Raw genomic sequence first — 22,297 nt, 5'->3', positions numbered from 1 at the left:
AAAAAACAACAGTCCTTCATATGATGCATTAAAAGGATGGATATAATAAGGTGTAACAGAAGATAATACCACATCTCTTGCTACCGTTGCATAGCTTGAACCCCATCAGAAATATCTGTCCCTTAAAATCTAGATATCCTCACCCCCTGTATACAACCTCAACAGAGCCTAACACCAAAATAGGAGGTATAAACTTGACTTGTAGACAATGCAACCATGAAACATTGGAAAATATAGGAGACCAAGAATATTTGCAAAACCTACATATTTTACATTAATACATCAACAGTACCTTAAAAGGAATGATAAATTACGGTAGCGTATACCTAAATCAGTTCCCTTATGAATAAGCAGCTTTCAGACAATAATTGTTTAGATAGACGAAAGAACCAAATGGTAGGCGTTAATGCTTTTCTAAAAATCTCTTAATTTAGCCATGTGGAAATAAATAAAGGGAAAAGTAATTATTTTTTCTCTACTGTTCAAAGAGATACACCTAAAAATAATTCAATAAGACAGGTTTTTTTAAAAAAAATTACATAGAGGACTTGCGAAGTAAAAAGATCCTCTCTATAAGCCTCATCATTGGTTTGCGCCCATCGTCTAGCGGTTAGGACGCCGCCCTTTCACGGCGGAAACAGGGGTTCGATTCCCCTTGGGCGTACCAAGTCTTTTTTATTTAGCCAACATGTTGATTTTATGCTCTTTTTTAAAGTTATGAGGTACATCAATAAGAGTAAGAATTGTTTTTTAATGTGCTTTTATGTGCATACATAAAGGAATCATCAAATTTACCCTGTGAATGGCTTATTTTCTCTTAAAAAAATTATTAAGGGAAACGTAATAGATATATTGTAAATTCTTTAAGTCACGCTTCACTCTATCTCTATAAGTTCTTTACCCAAAATAACTGTAAAAGCTTCTAAAACATCCTAAAAGATTAAACCACAATTTGGCTTACAAGGCCATTTCTCATAACAGTTTTTCTTTATCACATTGTATCTTTAGCTAAAAAACGAATCATGTTCTTGAAATTGCAATGACAATACAAAAGATTCATAATCCTATGCACCGCATACAATAACGTGAAAAAATGTCTCACAAAAAATAAACAATCTCTTTACCACCAGTAAAACCCCATGCGAAATATATTTTCCCAATAAAATTTTACTCCCTATGCGCTATACCCTATTATATATGAATGCCTCTCTATCATTTTTGTTTTTACTTTTCATCACAAACCTGAAAATGTTATCAAATAATATCACTTAAACGAAAAAGGACTTGTAATGGTAAAGATCAGAGTAGAAAATCCTGTTGTTGAAATCGATGGTGATGAAATGACTCGTATCATCTGGAAATATATCAAAGACAAATTAATCCATCCCTATCTCGACATTGAGCTCAAATATTACGATCTTTCCATCGAAAATCGAGATACAACCAACGATCAGGTAACTATTGATTCTGCCAATGCTATCAAAAAACATGGAGTTGGTGTAAAATGTGCAACTATCACGCCAGATGAAGCACGTGTTAAAGAATTCAACTTAAAAAAAATGTGGAAATCACCCAATGGTACTATTCGTAATATTTTAGGAGGGGTTATTTTTCGCGAACCTATTATCTGCAAGAATGTCCCGCGCCTCGTCCCTAACTGGACAAAACCAATTATTATTGGTCGTCATGCTTTTGGTGATCAATATAAGGCAACAGATTTTAAATTTCCTGGCAAAGGAAAATTAAGTATTAAATTTGTCGGCGATGACAATCAAGTTATCGAACATGATGTCTTTGATGCCCCAAGCGAAGGGGTTGCCATGGCTATGTATAACCTTGATGAATCTATTCGTGATTTTGCTAGGGCTTCTTTTAATTACGGGCTACAGCGGAACCTTCCAGTTTATCTTTCAACAAAAAACACCATTCTAAAAGCTTACGATGGTCGTTTTAAAGATATCTTTCAAGAAATATTTGATGCAGAATTTAAAGCTGAATTTGAAATTCGTAAATTATATTACGAACATCGCTTAATTGATGATATGGTTGCTTCGGCAGTTAAATGGTCAGGTGGTTACGTATGGGCATGTAAAAACTATGATGGTGATGTCCAATCAGATATCGTTGCTCAAGGCTTTGGGTCCCTTGGACTTATGACTTCTGTTCTCATGACACCAGACGGTAAAATTGTTGAAGCAGAAGCTGCACACGGCACAGTAACACGCCATTACCGTCAGCACCAAAAAAATGAAGAGACATCAACAAATTCTATTGCTTCCATTTTTGCGTGGACACGTGGACTGGCACACCGTGCCAAACTCGATAACAATGAAAAATTAAAAAACTTTGCTACGACGTTGGAAGAAGTCTGTGTTAAGACTGTTGAAGAAGGTTTTATGACCAAAGATCTTGCACTTTTGATTGGGCCAAAACAAAAGTGGCTTTCTACAACAGGTTTTCTTGATAAAATTGATGAAAATCTCAAAAATGCAATGAACAATTAAATTGCATATTGTTTAAGTTTCAAAGCTCTATAAAAGAGGAGCTTTGAAACTTCTCTTGGCAAATTCAAATAACTGCCCTATAAATAGGAGAAGTCAACTCTTTACTAAATAGCAAAAACAGTGGAAAAACAAAACTGGTCTGTGCTTTTATTGGGTAAAAATGGTATTCACTTTTTAACGTTTACAGGCGGTGTTGTGTTACATGCCACCAACGTTTATATCGTTGTAACTATTTTACCTTCTCTTATGAATGACATTGGCGGTGAGCTATATTATTCATGGGTAGCGACTATTTTCATTATAGCATCACTCCTTGGAACTACACTTGTAACAAAAATATTAGGGATAATAGGCCCTCGGAAAGCTTATGTTGCCTCTGGGCTTCTTTTTATTATTGGAACCTTTGTGTGCAGCGGTGCACCGACTGTGTCGTTATTTTTAATAGGACGCTTTATTCAAGGATTTGGAAGTGGTTCTTTACTCTCCCTATCCTATTCAATGATACGTATTGTTTTTAGTCCCTCTGTATGGCCGCGTGCATTAAGTGTTGTCTCCGGGATGTGGGGAATATCAACCTTGTTAGGACCAGCTATCGGTGGCATTTGTGTATACTATGGCGTATGGAGAGTATCCTTTTGGATCATTGGTACATTAGCAATAATCTTTTCGCTCATAGCCCTTAAGGTTTTACCAAAAGAAAACGAAAATTATATTCCAACATCTCCTTTCCCCCTCGCACAACTTCTCGCATTGATTTTATTGCTTCTTGTCATTTCTGTTGGAGGAGCTATGGATACCGCAATTGCAAAAATTTGCGGGCTTGTTATCGGCTTAAGTCTTCTCTTTGTCCTAGCAAAGATTGAATCGTTCACACTTTATCCTATGTTACCACGCAATTCCTTTTCCTTCTCCTCTGAATTTTTTCCTGTTTATACATTGATACTCATTATGACTATAGTAGTGTATAGCATAGAGCTTTATTTTCCGCTTTTTCTTCAAGAGCTTCATGGACAAACCCCGCTTATCGCTGGTTATATGACATCACTCATGAGTCTTGGTTGGACATGTGGTACTCTATCAAGTGCTGGTATCTCCCCAAAAAAAATTCGCGGCCTCATTATATATTCTCCCATATTAAACCTATTGGGCATAGCTATTCTTTTATGGTTCATTCCAATAAAAACGTCTACATCTGAACATATTTTTGTCATTTGCTTAACTTTGTTTTCTGTAGGAATTAGTGCTGGCATAGCATGGCCGCATTTGCTAACACGAATCTTACAATGTGCAAATGATGAAGATGCTCTACGTGCCAGTGAATCCCTTACCTCTGTACAACTGTTTTCAGCAGCATTAAGCGCAACACTCGCTGGAACGATCACTAATCTTGCTGGCCTCTTTAATCCTGGAGGAATAGTGGGAATGATTTTAGCAGCAAAAGTTCTGCTTGCAACACTCATTGGTCTTTTATTTTGTCTTGGTATTCCATTTGCTCTACGTGTCTCCTATAGCATACTTAAAAATCCAACAGGACACCCAAAAAACTAAACAAATAAAAAGATACTGTTTCTCAAAAGCGAAAAAAAATATTAATCGCGCTTTTCTGCGTACCATAAAAAGCAAAAAATCAGTAATCCACATAGGGTCAAAATACCCCCAGCAACAGCGGTATATTCATAACTATAGCCCAACTTCAGAATCCATGCTCCAGATTCTGCTCCAAGAGCATTGGCGATATTAAAAGCAGATTGCATTAATGCTCCCGCCAAAATCTGTCCATGAAGAGCAACATCCATAATTTTTGTTTGTATAGAAGGCATAGCTGCAAAAGAAGTACCAACAAAAAAGCACCCTAATGCTGCCGTTAACGGAGTATGGGATAAAAAGAAAAAAAGAAAAAAAATAAATGTGCTCCAAAGCATAGAAAAAAATATCAATGGTGAAATACCAATTTTCACTGCCAATTTAGGTCCCAAAAGATTACCTATCACCATCCCAAATCCAACTAACGGCATAATAAATGGCACCCAATCAAGTGAAACACCGGAAATATGCATTAATGTTGACTTAATATAAGTAAAAATAGAAAATAATCCTGATGCTCCAACTGAAACCATCATCAAAAGAACCCACACTTGCTTTTGCTTTAATGCACTAAGTTCGCGTAGAGGACTTGTTTTTGAAAAACTTAAACCTGAAGGTAAAAACTTCCAAACAAGCAAACAACCCAATAAAGCAATAATGCCTACAAGGATAAAAGCAATCTGCCAACCAACAAGCTGACCAATCCAGGTTGCACCTGGTGCCCCCAAAACGGTTGCAATGGTTAAACCAAACATAACATACCCAACAGCTTTAGAACGTTCATTTATTTCCACCATTGAAGCTGCAACCAGAGTTGCGAGACCAAAATAGGTACCATGAGGAAGACCACTGATAAACCGCAAGGTTATCAATATGCTAAAATGAGAAAAAAGAGCACTGGCAATATTTGCTAGCGCATAAAAAAACATCAATCCGAGTAAAACAGTTTTGCGTGATAACTGAGCTGTTACAACAGCTAAAAGAGGCGCTCCAATTACAACACCCAATGCATAAGCAGAAATATATTGACCCGCTGTGGGAATATCAACATATGAGCTTCGTGCCATCTCCGGCTGTAGCCCCATTGCAGCAAACTCTGCCGTACCAATAGCAAAACTACCCACAGCAAGAGCTAAAATTGCCAAACAGCGTGTTCTCGAATCAATACCCGATGCAAGAATGTTTTTTCCATAAGGATTATCCATTGTTATCATTTCTATATAGTGAGACTTTAATCATAAATATCTGTAATATAATACAAATAAACACAAAACCTTCTTATATCTTAAGAATTTCCAAAGAAGCATTAAAACATCTGGCACAATGAAAAAACAACATCTTTATTTTTAGTGGCATAATAAAATGTATACTGATAAATAAAACTTGTTTTTAACTACGCAGCAACTGCTATATTTTTCAACTTTAATTATAAAATAATATCGTTATCAGAAAAAATAAATTTAGCACTTTAAAATATTAACTGTTTGCATTTTCTAGGTCTTTAATTCAATCTCAATTCCTTTCACCCTCACTTCTTAATGAAATAGCTTGCGTTAAAATTTCGTTTTTTAACGAAAAAAATACAATTTTTATACTTCTTTAAGGGTTCGCTAACTCCTCATTAACATTGTTAGTCTAAACAGTCATTAGAAACAGAAATACACTGTTTCTCTCCGGATTCAGGTAGCGCGTACCGGAGTAACGGTTTCTGTTTTTTGTAGCCAATTGTAGAGAAAACATGCCCTGATATAAATGGCGTATTTACCCTTTAAGACAGTGCTCGTTGGTTATTTTAGAAAGCAAATCCCATAGTCTTTAACGAAACACTTTAATGCAAAATAAATTGAGCAATCTGAAAGGGTCGGGTACTATAATTATAGCCAACGCTTTAGCGTCCTTGCGTCCATAGAGCACGTGTTTCAGTACAAAAATCAGCATAACATCCTTCTTCAATAGCATCACGAATTCCTTGCATAAGTTGCTGATAATAAAAAAGATTATTCCAAGTTAATAACATACCACCAAGAGATTCACCAGATTTGATCAAATGGTGTAAATAAGCGCAACTATAATCATTTGCCGCAGGACAAAACGACTGTGGATCAAGAGGATATGGATCTTCTGCATAACGCGCATTGCGCAAATTAATCCTCCCAAAGCGTGTAAAAGCTAAACCGTGACGTCCCACACGTGCTGGCATAACACAATCAAACATATCAATACCACGGGCAACACTTTGTAAAATATCATCAGGCGTCCCCACTCCCATGAGATAACGTGGCTTATCCTCTGGTAAAATTGGACAAATAACGTCCAAAACGGAAGTCATAACACTCTGCGGTTCACCAACAGCAAGCCCTCCAATAGCATAACCTTTCAAATCCATCTCTTTTAATGCTTGGGCAGAACGTTCACGCAATTTCATATTATCACCGCCTTGAACAATACCAAACAGTGCTTTATCCGGCTGATCACCAAAAACTGTTTTACAACGCTGTGCCCACCGCAATGAGAGTTCCATAGCAGATTCTATTTCTTTTTCACTTGCAGGTAACGCAATACATTGATCCAGTTGCATCTGGATATCCGCATTAAGAAGTCCTTGAATTTCGACAGAACGCTCTGGGCTCATTTCATAGTACGCCCCATTAATATAAGAGCGAAAAATCACACCTTGTTCTGTAATTTTACGGATTCCCGCCAGGGACATAACCTGAAATCCACCAGAATCTGTTAAAATAGGTCCAGACCAGCGCGAAAATTCATGTAAACCTCCCAAACGCGCAATACGCTCTGCCCCCGGACGCAACATTAAATGATAAGTATTGCCCAAAATGATATCTGCTCCAAGAGCACGTATTTGATCCATATACATAGCCTTAACGGTTCCTGCCGTACCAACTGGCATAAATGCGGGTGTGCGAACACATCCACGACCCGTTATAATTTCACCACGACGCGCATGGCCATCTTGAGCAATTTTTCTATAATGAAATATCTTTTTCATCACTCTCGTCTTTTTGCTCCCATAAATTCACATTGCGATAGAAAGAAAAGGCATCCCTCTCTTACTAACATCATCATAAACTTTATGGATTGATTCTCGATTTGCTAAACACTGTCACTAGCATAAAAAAATTAAATGAGATAAAAAAGTTTTGTTACCAATCAGTGCTTGAAATCAAAATGATAATCTCATTTCACAAAAAATCCCAGAAATACCTGATGACATAATACCTTAGGATATTTACGCTTACGCACTACAGTTTTAAAGAACTGCGAGGCTGCTTTTAAAAATTAACTTTTTCCCACACAGTTATACTATAAAGAGCGCCTAGAAAATTTGGTATTAATAGAAGAAATTTCTGAATACACCGATAACCTCTAATACATTTTATTTTCATAAATAAAAATTTTTGTGTCTATATATGCCCTTGTCCCAACGTAAATTGATCTCCTCTTCATCAAAAATCCTCAAAAAACGTCGACATAAATATCTTCTTCTATCTGCTTTCGAAAAACATTAAGAAAAACCACCATTTCATCCAAACAAATGTCCCCAATGCAAACTGTTGTACGCAATAATTGCTTGTCACACTCTACTTTATTAAATATTGTAACAAACTCTCTCCTGAAGCGTAAAATAGCGACAAAAGCAATGAATCCTACAATATTTAGCATTGCCGAACCGGCTAACCTAAATTATAAGGGAGCAATATTACGTAAATTAAATCTTAAACATACTCCTTGGTAAATGCTAAAAATAAATGAATCGACATGCCATAAGCTCATTATACCTAAGAGTAATAAATCTTAATATGAAAAAAACATATCACACCTGAAGCCACTTATAGGCTCAAACCTCAACAATCAATCATTCTTCATCATGCTCAAAATAACAATCTGATGGCAATAGTTTTTACTTGGTGTTCTCACGATTGAAATTGATATAATACCTTATTTTGTATCCGCAGCAATTGTAGCTTTAATAATTGTATCCGGATCTACAACAGGCTCACCACGCTTAATCTGGTCAACATTTTCCATACCTTCAAGTACTTGCCCCCATATAGAATATTGACGATCAAGCCAAGGAGCATCGGCAAAGCAAATAAAAAATTGTGAATTAGCAGAATTTGGATTCTGACTGCGTGCCATAGAAACCGTACCACGTTTATGAGAAAGATTTGAAAATTCTGCTGTCAAATTAGGCTTCTCTGAACCACCCATACCCGCACGTGATAAATTAAATTTCTCATCATCCTTTTTTCCAAATTGTACATCACCAGTTTGAGCCATAAAACCATCAATAACACGATGAAAAACAACGTTATCATAAGCACCTTCACGCACAAGTTCTTTAATACGTGTAACATGACCAGGTGCTAAATCAGCAAAAAGCTCAATAACAACTCTACCCTTCGTTGTTTCAACAATTAAGGTATTTTCTAGGTCTTTAATCTCAGCCATATGGCTAAACTCCTTTGTTTCATCTATCAGCTTGCAAAGTGGCAGCATTCATAACATCAGGATTTGTCACAGATCCATTATTACTTGTAGTGCCTTTTTTAATTTTATCAACAACGTCCATTCCCTTTATGACCTCTCCAACAACAGTATATTGACCATTTAAAAAAGCAGCATCGCCAAAACAAATGAAGAATTGAGAATTAGCTGAATTTATATCTTGTGAACGCGCCATTCCAACAGTACCACGCTTAAATGGCTGCTTTGAAAACTCTGCCGGTATATTGGGATAATTGGAACCTCCCATACCAACATGCTTAAGATCAAAATCTGCACTGCCCTTTTTTCCAAACTTTACATCACCAGTTTGTGCCATAAAGCCTGGAATAACACGGTGAAATACAACATTGTCGTAAGCACCTTCCCTTGTTAACCTCTTAATTTGTGCAACATGCTTTGGTGCCAGATCAGGACGAAGACGAATAACCACATCACCATTTTTGAGAGATAAAACAAGAATATTAGAACTATCAGCCGTATGAGAATCATTTGCTACAGCCCTCAATGAAAAAAAACAAAAAATACATGTCAAAATAGCAAAAATTCTAAGATACATAATCATTCTCTCCTGAAGACTGAAACTTTAAGCGCAAAGCTCTAGCAATATTTGCCGGCACAAAGGGAGACACATCACCTCCCATAGAGGCGATCTGGCGTACCAATGTGGAAGTTATTATACGTCTAGAAATACTTGATGGTAAAAAAACAGTTTGTAGTTCAGGGGCCATGATACTATTCATTCCTGCCATTTGCATTTCATAATCAAGGTCAGTGCCATCACGTAACCCACGAATAAGAAATGAAGCACCAATTTCACGCGCCTTATCAATCAAAAGAGTATCAAAGGAAATAACCTGTAACTGATCAGGCCCTATACTTAATAACTCCTTACCCACCTCAGTAATTAAATCAACACGTTCTTCAAAACTAAAAAGTGGTTTTTTTTTAGCCTGTAGCCCTATAGCCACAACCACCTTATCAGCCAAAACAAAACTGCCTTGTAAAATATCAAGATGACCATTTGTAAAAGGATCGAAGGAACCCGTATAAAGAGCAATTTTCATGATTTCACTCTGCGTCCTTCAAAATTATTTCTCTTCGCTCACACCAATCATATCAGAATGGTTCGCTTCATCATCTAATTGGTTATCATCCTCTTCAGATTCGGAAATACGCTCAACGGATACGACTCTTTCACCTTTAGCTGTATTAAAAATCGTCACTCCCTTAGTTGAACGACCAGCTATACGAATACCACCAACAGGAACACGAATAAGCTGCCCCCCATCCGATACCAACATAATTTGATCTTGAGCCTTCACCGGAAAAGCCGCCACTAATTTACCAATTTCAGCAGTTTTAGACGGGTCTGTTGCACGAATTCCTTTCCCACCACGTCCTGAAATACGGAACTCATACGAAGAAGATCGTTTCCCATACCCAAACTCGCTCACTGTCAAAAGCATCTGTTCGCGCGCATGAAGTTCTGCATAGCGCTCCTCTGTCAACTCTGTTTCAACTCTCCTGTCTTCCTCATCAAGAGTCACAATATCCTCAGCTTCAGCACCAGTAGAGCGCCTTTCATTAATCACACGCTTGATGTAAGCAGAACGTTCAATCGGCGTTGCTTCAACATGCTCTAAGAGAGTCATTGAAATGACTTTATCACCATTCGCCAAATTGATACCACGGACCCCTACTGAATTACGCCCTGCAAAAACACGAACCTCAACAACTGGAAAACGAACACATTGTCCATTAGCCGTCGTCAGCACAACATCATCATGTTCTGTACAAGTTTCGACAGAGAGAATTTCATCTCCTTCTTCATCAAGTTTCATTGCAATTTTGCCATTACGATTAACCTGAATAAAATCTGATAATTTATTGCGGCGTACCGTTCCACGAGTCGTCGCGAACATGATATCTAATGCACTCCAACTCGCCTCATCCTCTGGTAAAGGCATAATAGTGCTTATGCGTTCACCTTGCTGTAAGGGAAGAAGATTAATCAGAGCCCTTCCGCGCGATTGCGGTGTACCAAGTGGCAAACGCCAAACTTTTTCCTTATACACAATTCCACGCGACGAAAAGAAAAGGACCGGTGTATGCGTATTAGCCACAAACAACCGCGTTACAAAATCTTCATCCTTCGTAGACATACCAGAACGGCCTTTACCACCACGGCGCTGCGCACGATATGTATTAAGAGGGACACGCTTAATATAACCACTATGACTAACCGTTACCACCATATCTTCCGGTGCAATCAGATCTTCGCTATCCATCTCAGCACTACCAAAACCAAACACAGTACGCCGGGGCGTTACAAACTCCTCACGAAGAGCTCTTAGTTCATCCTTAACGATCCCCATAATACGTGAACGCGATGCCAAAATATGAAGATAATCGGTAATATCGACTCCAATTTTATTCAATTCATCAGCAATTTCATCACGCCCAAGTGCTGTCAACCTTTGTAAACGTAATTCTAAAATAGCACGTGCCTGCTCTTCAGAGAGATTATACGTATTATCCTCATGAATAATGTGACGAGGATCATCAATAAGTTTAATCAAAGGCGCTACATCAGCAGCCGGCCAGCGCTGTTCCATTAATTGCGCACGCGCTGTTTGTGGATCAGGAGCTTTACGAATGAGCGCTATAATTTCATCAATATTGGCAACAGCAAGTGCAAGACCAACCAAAACATGTGCACGCTCACGCGCTTTCCGCAAAAGATATTTTGTACGACGACTGACAACCTCCTCACGAAAAGAAACAAATGCGCGAAGCATATCAAGCAACGTCATCTGTTCAGGTTTTCCCCCGTTCAATGCAACCATGTTACAACCAAAGGAAGTTTGTAGCGGCGTATAACGATACAATTGGTTTAAAACGATTTCAGCAACAGCATCTTTTTTTAACTCAATAACAACACGATACCCATCACGATCGGATTCATCACGCAAATCAGAGATCCCTTCGATACGTTTATCACGCACCAACTCAGCTATTTTCTCAATCATCGTTGCTTTATTAACTTGGTAAGGTATTTCACTCACAATGATTGCTTGTCGACCACTGCGAATTCCTTCAATATCAACCTTAGCACGCATAATAATCGAACCACGTCCTGTTTCATAAGCTAAACGAATACCAGAATGGCCAAGGATAATACCACCAGTGGGAAAATCGGGACCAGGAATGATTTCAATAATCTTATCAAGTGTTATGTTAGGATCATCAATCAAAGCGATACAACCATCAATGATTTCACCAAGATTATGAGGAGGAATATTGGTTGCCATTCCCACAGCAATGCCGCCTGATCCATTGACCAAAAGATTAGGAAAACGTGCTGGCAAGACTACCGGTTCACGTTCACGCCCATCATAATTATCCTGAAAGTCAACAGTCTCTTTATCAATATCAGCGAGAAGCTGTTCCGAAACTTTTTCTAAACGGCATTCTGTATAACGCATTGCTGCAGGTGGATCACCATCAACAGAACCAAAATTTCCTTGACCATCAATCAATGGATTTCTCAAAGAGAAGTCCTGGGCCATACGCACCAAAGCATCATAAATTGAAGCGTCACCATGAGGATGAAACTTCCCCATAACTTCCCCAACAACACCCGCAGACTTACGATAAGGTTTATTAAAAGAAAGCCCCATCTCATTCATAGCATGAAGAATACGCCTATGAACAGGCTTAAGACCATCACGTACATCCGGAAGTGCACGCGAAACAATCACGCTCATAGCATAATCGAGATAGGAACGTTGCATTTCATCAATAATACTGACTGGCTCAACACCTGTCAGCACATCACGCTCTGGTTGTGGAGTAAAATCGCTCACTGCTTCAATACTTTCAAAAAAGAATCATTTCACTTTTTTATATCGAAAAATCTATCAAAAAGCCAATTTCTCTCTTACAACAGAAAAGAAATTTAACAATAATTTTCAACACGTTATTTATTGGTATTAAAAACCACAGATAAAATAAACAGAACCTACTTTGCTAAACTTAAAAAACGAAAACAAAAAACTAAAAAAGCAAGAGCAGTATCACACCTCAAAGATGATCAAAAAGGAACTTCATCATCTAATTTATGTGAAAAACTTTCTTCTGATTTGCTATTATTTTGATCAAAAACATTTCTCTGATTTGAACTACTCTCACCAAAACCACTACTGACATAACCGCCATCTGCCTGGTTTACACTTTGCATTTGCTCACCACCAACTACCCCACGCCCATCAAGCATTTGTAATTCACCACGATACTTTTGTAGAACAATCTCTGTTGTATAACGGTCATTACCATTTTGATCTTGCCATTTTCGTGTTTGTAACTGGCCTTCAATGTAGATCTTGCTACCTTTTTTTAAATATTGTTCGACAACTTTAATAAGATTCTCATTAAAAATAACAATATTATGCCACTCTGTTCGTTCTTTTCGCTCATTGGTATTACGATCACGCCAACTCTCTGAAGTAGCAATACGCAAATTTGCTACTTGGTCACCAGAGTTCAAACGGCGGATTTCAGGATCTGCACCCAGATTACCAATCAAAATAACTTTATTAAGGCTACCTGCCATCACATAAACTCCAAAATTTTAATTCACAAACAATCTTTGTTGTATAGTGGTCATTATCACCCTGATCTTGCCATTTGCATATCTGTAATTGACCCTCAATGCGGATAACGTGATTATAACAAAAGACGGCAACAACGCATAGCTTATTCCATCATCAGAGAATAAAAAGCTTTTCTCTATATTTTTCTTTCCACAGAGTTTGTTTTTACCTTCGTTAGAGCAATTAAACACGTTGTAATTCTAAAAAACAACTTTATTCTATTTTGGATGTTTAATTTTCGTTACATATGCCAAGGATAAAATATGGCTCACCAAAAATACATCTCCATTCGCGGCGCACGCGAACATAACCTTAAAAACATTGACCTCAATCTTCCTCGTGATAAACTCATCGTTATCACAGGACTCTCTGGATCGGGTAAATCATCCTTAGCTTTTGATACACTTTATGCCGAAGGTCAACGCCGTTATGTTGAAAGTCTTTCTGCCTACGCACGCCAATTTTTGGAAGTGATGCAAAAACCAGATGTCGACAGGATAGATGGCCTTTCTCCAGCTATCTCCATTGAACAAAAAACAACCAACCGCAACCCTCGCTCAACAGTAGGTACTGTCACTGAAATCCACGACTATATGCGACTCCTCTTTGCACGCATTGGCGTTCCTCACTCCCCTGCTACAGGACTTCCCATTGAAAGCCAGACCGTAAGCCAAATGGTTGATCAAATTATGACCTTACCAGAAGGTACACGAATTTTTATTATGGCCCCTCTCGTCCGAGGCCGAAAGGGAGAATATAAAAAAGAGCTAACCGAACTTTTAAAAAAAGGATTTCAGCGTGCCAAAGTTGATGGAAAATTCTATGAAATTCCTGATATTCCTCCTCTTGATAAAAAATATAAACATGACATAGATGTCGTGGTAGACCGTATTGTTGTCAATAATGACATTGCTTCTCGCTTAGCAGACAGTATAGAAACCTGTTTACAGCTAGCAAGTGGGCTTGCAGTTGCTGAAATGGCAGACCAACCTTTGGCACAAAAAGAAACCACAAAAGAATCTGCTCATAAATCAAAAAATGAAACACACAAACGGCTTATTTTTTCAGAAAAGTTTTCTTGCCCCATATCTGGATTTTCTATCTCTGAAATTGAACCACGTCTTTTTTCATTCAATAACCCTTTTGGTGCTTGCCCTCTTTGTGACGGGCTTGGCATTAAAAAGGCAATAGACCCGATAAAAATTGTACCAAATAAACATCTTACCCTAGAGGAGGGAGCAATTGTACCTTGGTCAAAATCTTCTTCTCTTTACTATAACCAAATCTTAGAAGAGCTAGGTAAAGTTTATGGATTTAAACTTACGGACAAATGGTCCGCACTTTCAAATGAAGCGCAATACGCTATTCTTTATGGTACAAAAAGAAAAGAAATCTCTTCTTTTTGTAAAAATGATCCAGGCGCGCAGACGAGGACCCAATATTTTGAAGGCATTATCCCTAATATGGAGCGGCGATGGAAAGAAACTGATTCTACGTGGTTACGTGAAGAAATCGAGCATTATATGTTTTCTTCCACCTGTCCAGCTTGTCATGGTTATCGTTTAAAACCAGAGGCACTAGCTGTCAAAATCCACGGAATGCATATCGGGCAAATATCAGAACTTTCTATCCTAAAAGCAGATGATTGGTTCGCTAATATTCATCAACATCTCACCGAAAAACAACAAAATATCGCAACGCGTATTTTAAAAGAAATTCGTGAGCGCTTAGCTTTTTTAAATCATGTAGGGCTTGAATACCTCACCTTATCTCGCAGTTCAGGCACCCTTTCAGGGGGAGAAAGTCAACGTATTCGGTTAGCATCCCAGATTGGCTCTGGTCTTACAGGTGTCCTTTATATTTTAGATGAACCCTCTATCGGTTTACACCAACGCGATAATGAACGCCTCCTGAAAATGCTGCACCATCTGCGTGATTTTGGCAATACAGTTATTGTTGTTGAACATGATGAAGATGCCATTCGCACAGCAGACTATGTAGTGGATATGGGCCCTGCTGCTGGTATTCATGGTGGAGAGATCATAGCACAAGGTACACCACAAGAAATTATAGACAATCCATCCTCTCTCACAGGGCAATATCTTTCAGGAAAAATGGCCGTTAAAGTACCGACACAACGACGTAAAATATCGAAATCAAAAACACTTAAAATTATTGGGGCCCGTGGTAATAATCTCAAAAATATCAGTGCAGATATTCCGCTTGGAACCTTTACATGCATCACTGGTGTTTCAGGTGGAGGAAAATCTACATTTCTCATTGAAACACTTTTCAAAGCTGCATCACATCACATCATGGGCAGTCATCATAGCCCTGCAATTTATGATAAAATTGAAGGATTAGAATTTCTTGATAAGGTCATTGCTATTAACCAATCACCTATTGGACGCACCCCACGCTCTAATCCTGCAACCTATACAGGCGCATTTACCCCAATCCGTGAGTGGTTTGCCGAACTTCCAGAATCAAAAGCCCGCGGTTATCGAGCAGGCCGTTTTTCATTTAATGTTAAGGGAGGACGCTGTGAAGCGTGTCAAGGCGATGGAGTTATCAAAATTGAAATGCATTTTTTACCTGATGTTTACGTTACTTGCGATGTCTGTCAAGGAAAACGCTACAATCGAGAAACGCTAGAAGTAAAATTTAAAGGGCAATCCATTGCAGACATTTTGGATATGACAATTGAAAAGGCTGAAGAATTTTTTCGAGCTATTCCCAGTATCCACAATAAAATAAAGCCCCTCATTAAAGTTGGTCTTGGCTATATTAAAGTAGGACAACAAGCTACAACGCTTTCTGGTGGTGAAGCCCAACGCGTAAAGCTTGCCAAAGAACTTTCACGTAAAACAACAGGGCGCACACTTTACATTTTGGACGAACCAACAACAGGTCTACATTTCCATGATATTTCTAAACTCCTTGAAGTACTCCATAAACTGGTTGAGCAAGGCAATACCGTCATCATTATTGAACATAACCTTGAAGTTATAAAGACAGCCGACTGGATTATTGATTTAGGACCAGAAGGTGGAGACCGTGGTGGTGAAATTGTAGCAGCTGGACGTCCTGAAGACATTATTCATGTTCCAGACTCCTATACGGGAAAATTTCTGAAAGAAATTCTGCTACGTCGATCTTTATAAACTTCCTCTTCTTAAAATGATTTCTATTACAAAATGAGCGTGTGATTACAATGAAAAAAACAAAACCTCATAACTTTCAAGTCGTATCGCTTTTATTATAATACAAACCTTATAGCTTTTTCTAAAAAGAACAACAAAAATCCATTCATGCTGCTATAAGAGAAACTTTCTCCAAAGAATGTCTTAAAGCGACATAATTTTGTCTTTGTGTGTACAAAGTATCTGTTGGACATCTCACAGTTGTCAATATAATGTGATGCAGTCTAAAAAGACAAAATAACGTTGGAGATAATTTCAGCATGAAAAAAATTGAAGCTATCATAAAGCCTTTCAAACTTGATGAAGTAAAAGAAGCACTTCAAAAAATTGGCTTACATGGTATTACAGTAACAGAAGCGAAAGGTTTTGGTCGCCAAAAAGAACACACAGAACTCTATCGCGGTGCTAAATATGTTGTTGATTTTCTACCTAAAGTAAAGATTGAAATTGTTGTTGCCGATGAGAAGCTGGAACAAGCTGTTAATACAATACGGAAAGCAGCACAAACAAAACATATCGGAGATGGAAAAATATTTGTTTTTTCCATTGAGGATGCCATTCGTATCGGAACTGACGAATCCGGGATAGATTCCCTTTAACAAAAACAAATAATGACAAAATTTTTACCTTTTTTATTCACCTCAATCTCACATAAGGAAATTGAATATGACAACCCCATCAGACATCATCAAACAAATTGCAGATAACGAAATCCGTTTTGTTGATTTACGTTTTACTGATCCGCGAGGAAAATTGCACCACATCACAATGGATATCGCAGAAATCAATGAAGAGACATTTAGCGATGGTGTTATGTTTGATGGTTCTTCAATTGCCGGATGGAAAACAATTCATGAATCTGACATGGCATTGATGCCCGATCCAGAAACAGCACATATTGATCCTTTTTTTGCACAATCTACTTTGGTTCTATTTTGTGACGTACTCGATCCTGTTTCGGGAGAATTTTATCGTAGAGATCCTCGTTCTATCGCCAAAAGAGCTGAAGTGTATATGAAATCTTTAGGAATCGGTGATACGATCAATATAGGTCCAGAAGCGGAATTTTTTATCTTTGATGATGTCCGCTATAAAACTGATCCTTATAATACAGGATTTAAACTTGATTCAAGCGAACTTCCATCCAATGATGATACAGAATATGAGATGGGTAATCTTGGCCATCGCCCACGAATAAAGGGCGGTTATCTTCCTGTTCCCCCTGTTGATTCTTGCCAAGATATGCGCTCTGAAATGCTCACAGCGCTCAAAGATATGGGAATACGGGTCGAGAAGCATCACCACGAAGTAGCAGCAGGACAGCATGAATTAGGTATTCGCTTTGATACGCTCATTCGTGAAGCTGATAAGATGCAAATTTTTAAATATGTTGTGCACCAAATAGCAAACAGCTACGGAAAAACAGCAACTTTTATGCCAAAACCGGTTTTTGGTGATAATGGTTCAGGCATGCATGTTCACATGTCTATTTGGAAAGATGGCCAACCGATTTTTGCGGGAAATGAATATGCCGGACTATCAGAAACCTGCTTATTTTTTATAGGTGGTCTCATTAAACACGCGAAAGCAATCAATGCCTTTACAAATCCATCAACAAACTCCTATAAGCGTTTAGTGCCCGGTTATGAAGCGCCTGTCCTTCTTGCTTATTCTGCACGTAACCGTTCTGCATCTTGTCGGATTCCAATGAGTCCTTCGCCAAATTCAAAACGCGTAGAAGTGCGTTTTCCAGATCCAACAGCAAATCCCTATTTAGCATTTGCAGCGCTCTTGATGGCTGGTCTTGATGGAATCAAAAATAAAATTCATCCTGGACATGCTATGGATAAAGATCTTTACGATCTTCCCTTAAAAGAGCTTAAAGAAATCCCTACAGTATCGGGAAGCCTGCGCGAAGCCCTTGAAGCACTTGATAAAGATCGCGGCTTTCTGAAGGCTGGCGATGTGTTTGACGATGATCAAATTAATTCTTTCATTCAGATAAAAATGCAAGAAGTTTTACGTTATGAAACAACACCCCATCCTGTCGAATTTGATATGTATTATTCTGTTTAAAGAATAATCGGCCATTCTTTTGACTTAAAATGGAGGCTTTACCCTCCATTTTTGTGGATATTCCCCTTATCAAAGAGCATAAGTGGCTTTTTGCCAATGTGCTTTTCCTTTATAAGTTTAATTGAATCTATTTAAATCAATTAACAAGGTTTCTGATGCTACGAATTTGTTCTCTATTTTCCATTCTTTTATGCATTGCCTTTGTAATATCGACAACTCAAGCTTCTACAATTACCAATCAAAAACTTATAGCCCTCGAAAAAGCAGCATTTGCTTACAGCAAAGCAATTCAAAATTCTGATGCAAATGCCATATTAAATGCTATTCCCCCCCAAATCATCAATAGCTTCACTGCCAAAAAAAAATTCAGTAAATCACAATTCCAACAAATCATGAAAAGCCAAATAGAACGGTTAGCAGAAAATTATAAAATTGAGGATATTCATATCGATCAAAAACGAAAACGTGAAGGTAAACTTGACAATGGTACCTCTTACTTTATTATACCCGTAAAGTTTGTCACAAAAACAAATTCTGGAAAAAAATGCTCTATTCAAACTGAAATCATTGCACTTCTTGACAATGATCGCTGGTATTTTATCCGTGGGAATGATGAAGCAATCTTAAACATCACCAGCGAAGCATTCCCTGGACTGGAAAAAGTAAGAGTTAATCCCCAAAGAGTCACAAAACACTATGATTAAGAAAAATAGTGCGCGTAAATAAAAGAAAACTTATCCTTACAAACAAGTTGTCATAACTGTAACAGCAGCATTAAATTCAACTTTCCTGTGAGAACGACGCGTCATTGCTTCTTTGTCAACACCCCATTGTTCTATCATCCAATCTTCATCTAAATGAGCAATATTCCAAGCATGATCTGCATCAATTTTTCCCGCCATAACAGCAAGAGCAATAACAGCTGACCCTGTTAAGATTGTCACCATATGAAGTGCAGCAAGCATATAAGGAGACTCAATTTTACGGAGATAATTGCTTATCGCTTGAAGCCCTTCTCGTGGTTGTTCAATATGCATAAGACCTTCTGTTACATGAAAACGAGCACCAAGTTGTTCTTCTGCCCAATCCAATAAAGGATCCCACTGTTCACATTGTCGTTGTACTAATTCTCTTGGTGTTTGTGCGCGATAAAAAATCATATCGCATGCAACAAAACGTAATAAATCTTCAAAAATAACCTGCATATCATCAGCTATGCCATCAATAACGGTATTAACAAGACGCGTCATTGGCATTTCTGCTGGATTAATAACTTGCTTTTGGCTCTCAAATTCCTGTGCCACTAATGTAGCAAACACTTCTGTTGGTACGAGAAAATGGCATTTTGCTGGCGTTTTAACTGGATATCCGTCCAACAAGACAGAAAAACCTCTCTCCTCACAAACAACCTTCACTTCTCTATAAAATCGTTTAGGAAGTGACCGACATGAAAGCTTTTGCATCTTTTGAACGGAATGATTTTTATTCGATAGTATATCAAAATGACCAAAAATCTCATGCATATTGTTTTACCTCTGATATTTTCAAAAAATCGACTGTTTTTCCAAAATTCTGTGTCTCTCAATGAGGTTTAAGCTAATCTTTTTTCTTGCTCTAAAGAAAGAAAAAAACTCTACCACCCCCAATCTGTTTTGAAATCATATTTCATGTCAATTTTACAAAAAAGACGGTGATGATATCTTGTTTCTATATTGAGCAAAAACTGTTAGAATAATTTTTTTAAAGCATTTGTTTTGATTTAAAAACCAAATGTGTTGAATTTTATGGTGAAAATGCATTTTACCTTGCAAATTATCCGCCTACAAGAGTGGTATCGACCCACATTCACAGCTAAAAATACTTCCCACAGAATATTAAAGTAGAAAAATGCTTATCACCAAAAAAGTGATAGAGCAGTATCCGCCGATTAAAATCACCAGAGTTATTAGCTAAAAGTTCCGGAGATAATCCGTCAATAATATCTGCATGATGGTACAACAAATTAATCAATTCATTAATCATATTATTATCTGCTGAAGGAGGCTCTTTCATGTCACCATATAGGCTCTTAACGCACACGGAGTTTGTCAACCAAATTAATAATAAAAAGAAGCGGTTTAAATTGTTTTATGATTAGCTGGCTTTAGCAAATGGAGTAAGAAGAGGGCATTGGCTTGGCACTTTTTCAAAATTTTTGATAATATACAGCTTTTGAAGAAGCTTTTATTTCTGTTGGCTAATTGCTATTAATCAAATTAACTAACCACCTAAAATAGCAATTATCTACACTCGTCAACACCTTAAAAGGTATTTCTATTAAAATGCCAAAGTAGAAAAAATCACTCAACACTTAAAAAATTGTGGAACAACATCCCCTCCTCACTATTTTACTTCACTAGTAGCTGTAGAAGCATATCAATGAGCATTACTTATCAAGATATCCAACAACAAAGCACACTTAGTGTATGAATTTATATATCTTACATCCCCTAAACAACGGTATTTTACGGCATAACAGAATAAAAAATCAAATCTGTAAAAAAACTGCACAAACCAAAAAGAAAAAAACCAGAAAAATTCTTCTTTTATTTTGTTTCACCATCATTCTCATTAAAAGCTAAAAGATTAAAGCTTTGTAGCATATGAGGAGGCAAAGGTGCCACAATATCCAGTATTCCCCCTGAAGGATGAGGGATACGAATCCGACGTGCATGAAGATGAAGGCGGTTTTGAATTCCCCCTGGTAATGTCCAATTACTATCCGAAAAAAAATATTTTGAATCGCCAATAATAGGATGATCCATATGAGCAGCGTGCACACGAAGCTGATGTGTTCTCCCTGTATAAGGCTCCATTTCAAGCCATGAAAGAGATCTTCCTCTAGTATCTAAAACGCGATAGTAGGAAACAGCGTGATAAGAATCTGGTTCTCCATGTCCACAAACACGCATTTTATCACCTAGTGCAGTGATATCCTTGACCATCCATGTTGAAATTTTATCTTGCTTTTTTTTAGGCACACCCCGAACCAATGCCCAATAAGTTTTTTTTGTTTCCCGTGTTCTAAAAGCAGCCGTTAAATTCTGCGCAGCTCCCCTTGACCGCGCAACAATGAGCACACCTGATGTCTCACGATCAAGACGATGAACCAAACGTGGTCTCTCACCTTTTTTATTGCGCCATGCCTCAAGCATACTATCCACATGACGCGTCAAGCCCGATCCACCTTGCACAGCTAAACCAGCAGGTTTGTTAAAAACAAAAACTTTTGGATCTTCATAAAGTAGCATTTTTTTTAAAATCACCCCATCATCCTGTCCCCGAAGTGTTTTATCGGTTACAGGAAAACTTTTCTTGTCATCAACAGGTAAAGGCGGAACACGAACCCATTGCCCCCTGAAAAGGCGTGTATCGGCTTTAACACGCCCACCGTCAACCCGTATTTGGCCAGAACGCAGTAATTTTTGTAAATGTCCAAATCCAAGTCCTGGATAATGCACTTTAAACCAGCGATCTAAGCGCATCCCATTCTCTTCTTCCTCAATATTTTTTATTTCTACATCTGCCATGAAAGTTCCTTTGCAAAATAATTTTATTGATCCGTTTTACGCCCTATATTTATAAATACAAAAACCCGTATCTTATAGAGATGGCATTATCACACCATATTACAATCAGTATCTAAAATTGCATTTTCTTAACATTCAAATTTTATTAGCTCAAAATCTAGCGATTACAAGAATCGATAACC

16 protein-coding genes and 1 tRNA gene are annotated in these 22,297 nt (G+C 37.8%); 7 read left to right on the top strand and 10 right to left on the bottom strand.

Annotated elements, in window-relative coordinates:
* The first annotated feature begins 592 nt into the window (after positions 1–592).
* From J7R07_RS04210 to J7R07_RS04200, 3 genes are all read left to right on the top strand, one after another.
* Positions 593–667: transfer RNA gene (locus J7R07_RS04210), tRNA-Glu, on the top strand.
* A 622-nt stretch (positions 668–1,289) separates the two neighbouring features.
* The gene (locus J7R07_RS04205; protein ID WP_208435695.1) at positions 1,290–2,504 is read left to right on the top strand and encodes an NADP-dependent isocitrate dehydrogenase; all 1,215 of its coding nucleotides are present in this window, start codon (positions 1,290–1,292) and stop codon (positions 2,502–2,504) included.
* Between the two features lie 120 nt (positions 2,505–2,624).
* A complete protein-coding gene (locus J7R07_RS04200) occupies positions 2,625–4,052 on the top strand; it encodes an MFS transporter (protein ID WP_208435694.1) in 1,428 nt (475 codons plus the stop codon).
* A 41-nt stretch (positions 4,053–4,093) separates the two neighbouring features.
* Here J7R07_RS04200 and J7R07_RS04195 read toward each other — a convergent pair whose 3' ends face one another.
* The 7 genes from J7R07_RS04195 to ssb all read right to left on the bottom strand — a co-directional run bounded on the left by J7R07_RS04195 (position 4,094) and on the right by ssb (position 13,227).
* A complete protein-coding gene (locus J7R07_RS04195) occupies positions 4,094–5,302 on the bottom strand; it encodes an MFS transporter (protein ID WP_208435693.1) in 1,209 nt (402 codons plus the stop codon).
* A gap of 674 nt (positions 5,303–5,976) precedes the next feature.
* Complete coding sequence (tgt, locus tag J7R07_RS04190; RefSeq protein WP_208435692.1) at positions 5,977–7,095, bottom strand: tRNA guanosine(34) transglycosylase Tgt; 1,119 nt, start codon at positions 7,093–7,095, stop codon at positions 5,977–5,979.
* A gap of 950 nt (positions 7,096–8,045) precedes the next feature.
* The gene (locus J7R07_RS04185) at positions 8,046–8,558 is read right to left on the bottom strand and encodes a peptidylprolyl isomerase (protein WP_208435691.1); all 513 of its coding nucleotides are present in this window, start codon (positions 8,556–8,558) and stop codon (positions 8,046–8,048) included.
* Positions 8,559–8,577: 19 nt separating this feature from the next.
* Positions 8,578–9,171 carry a peptidylprolyl isomerase gene (locus J7R07_RS04180; protein ID WP_208435690.1) on the bottom strand — a complete coding sequence of 198 codons (594 nt, stop codon included), beginning with the start codon at positions 9,169–9,171 and terminating at the stop codon, positions 8,578–8,580.
* Positions 9,161–9,679: a pantetheine-phosphate adenylyltransferase gene (gene coaD / locus J7R07_RS04175; RefSeq protein WP_208435689.1), complete on the bottom strand. Its 519-nt coding sequence runs from the start codon at positions 9,677–9,679 to the stop codon at positions 9,161–9,163. Before coaD ends, J7R07_RS04180 begins: the two co-directional genes overlap by 11 nt.
* Before the next feature lie 24 nt (positions 9,680–9,703).
* A complete protein-coding gene (gene gyrA / locus J7R07_RS04170; RefSeq protein ID WP_208435688.1) occupies positions 9,704–12,481 on the bottom strand; it encodes a DNA gyrase subunit A in 2,778 nt (925 codons plus the stop codon).
* 227 nt (positions 12,482–12,708) lie between these two features.
* Complete coding sequence (gene ssb, locus J7R07_RS04165; protein WP_208435687.1) at positions 12,709–13,227, bottom strand: single-stranded DNA-binding protein; 519 nt, start codon at positions 13,225–13,227, stop codon at positions 12,709–12,711.
* A gap of 303 nt (positions 13,228–13,530) precedes the next feature.
* On the opposite strand from ssb, the gene uvrA reads away from it, so the two are divergent.
* From uvrA to J7R07_RS04145, 4 genes are all read left to right on the top strand, one after another.
* Positions 13,531–16,431 carry an excinuclease ABC subunit UvrA gene (uvrA, locus tag J7R07_RS04160; RefSeq protein ID WP_208435686.1) on the top strand — a complete coding sequence of 967 codons (2,901 nt, stop codon included), beginning with the start codon at positions 13,531–13,533 and terminating at the stop codon, positions 16,429–16,431.
* Positions 16,432–16,730: 299 nt separating this feature from the next.
* Positions 16,731–17,069: a P-II family nitrogen regulator gene (locus J7R07_RS04155; RefSeq protein ID WP_208435685.1), complete on the top strand. Its 339-nt coding sequence runs from the start codon at positions 16,731–16,733 to the stop codon at positions 17,067–17,069.
* 67 nt (positions 17,070–17,136) lie between these two features.
* Positions 17,137–18,546, top strand: a complete 1,410-nt coding sequence (glnA, locus tag J7R07_RS04150; protein ID WP_208435684.1) for a type I glutamate--ammonia ligase — start codon at positions 17,137–17,139, stop codon at positions 18,544–18,546.
* Positions 18,547–18,701: 155 nt separating this feature from the next.
* Complete coding sequence (locus J7R07_RS04145; protein ID WP_208435683.1) at positions 18,702–19,250, top strand: hypothetical protein; 549 nt, start codon at positions 18,702–18,704, stop codon at positions 19,248–19,250.
* 36 nt (positions 19,251–19,286) lie between these two features.
* Here J7R07_RS04145 and J7R07_RS04140 read toward each other — a convergent pair whose 3' ends face one another.
* The 3 genes from J7R07_RS04140 to J7R07_RS04130 all read right to left on the bottom strand — a co-directional run bounded on the left by J7R07_RS04140 (position 19,287) and on the right by J7R07_RS04130 (position 22,115).
* On the bottom strand, positions 19,287–20,069 hold the full coding sequence (locus tag J7R07_RS04140) for an ATP12 family chaperone protein (protein WP_208435682.1): 783 nt from the start codon (positions 20,067–20,069) through the stop codon (positions 19,287–19,289).
* Between the two features lie 328 nt (positions 20,070–20,397).
* Complete coding sequence (locus tag J7R07_RS04135; RefSeq protein WP_208435681.1) at positions 20,398–20,598, bottom strand: hypothetical protein; 201 nt, start codon at positions 20,596–20,598, stop codon at positions 20,398–20,400.
* Between the two features lie 533 nt (positions 20,599–21,131).
* Positions 21,132–22,115 (bottom strand): RluA family pseudouridine synthase, encoded by a 984-nt coding sequence (locus J7R07_RS04130; RefSeq protein WP_208435680.1) that lies wholly within the window; start codon positions 22,113–22,115, stop codon positions 21,132–21,134.
* Positions 22,116–22,297 lie beyond the last annotated feature (182 nt).

Source organism: Bartonella phoceensis (genome assembly GCF_902825145.1).
In the GTDB taxonomy this organism is placed as follows: Bacteria; Pseudomonadota; Alphaproteobacteria; order Rhizobiales; family Rhizobiaceae; genus Bartonella; species Bartonella phoceensis.
The sequence above is the reverse complement of the archived record's forward strand: the minus strand, read 5'-3'. Positions and strand labels throughout refer to the sequence as shown.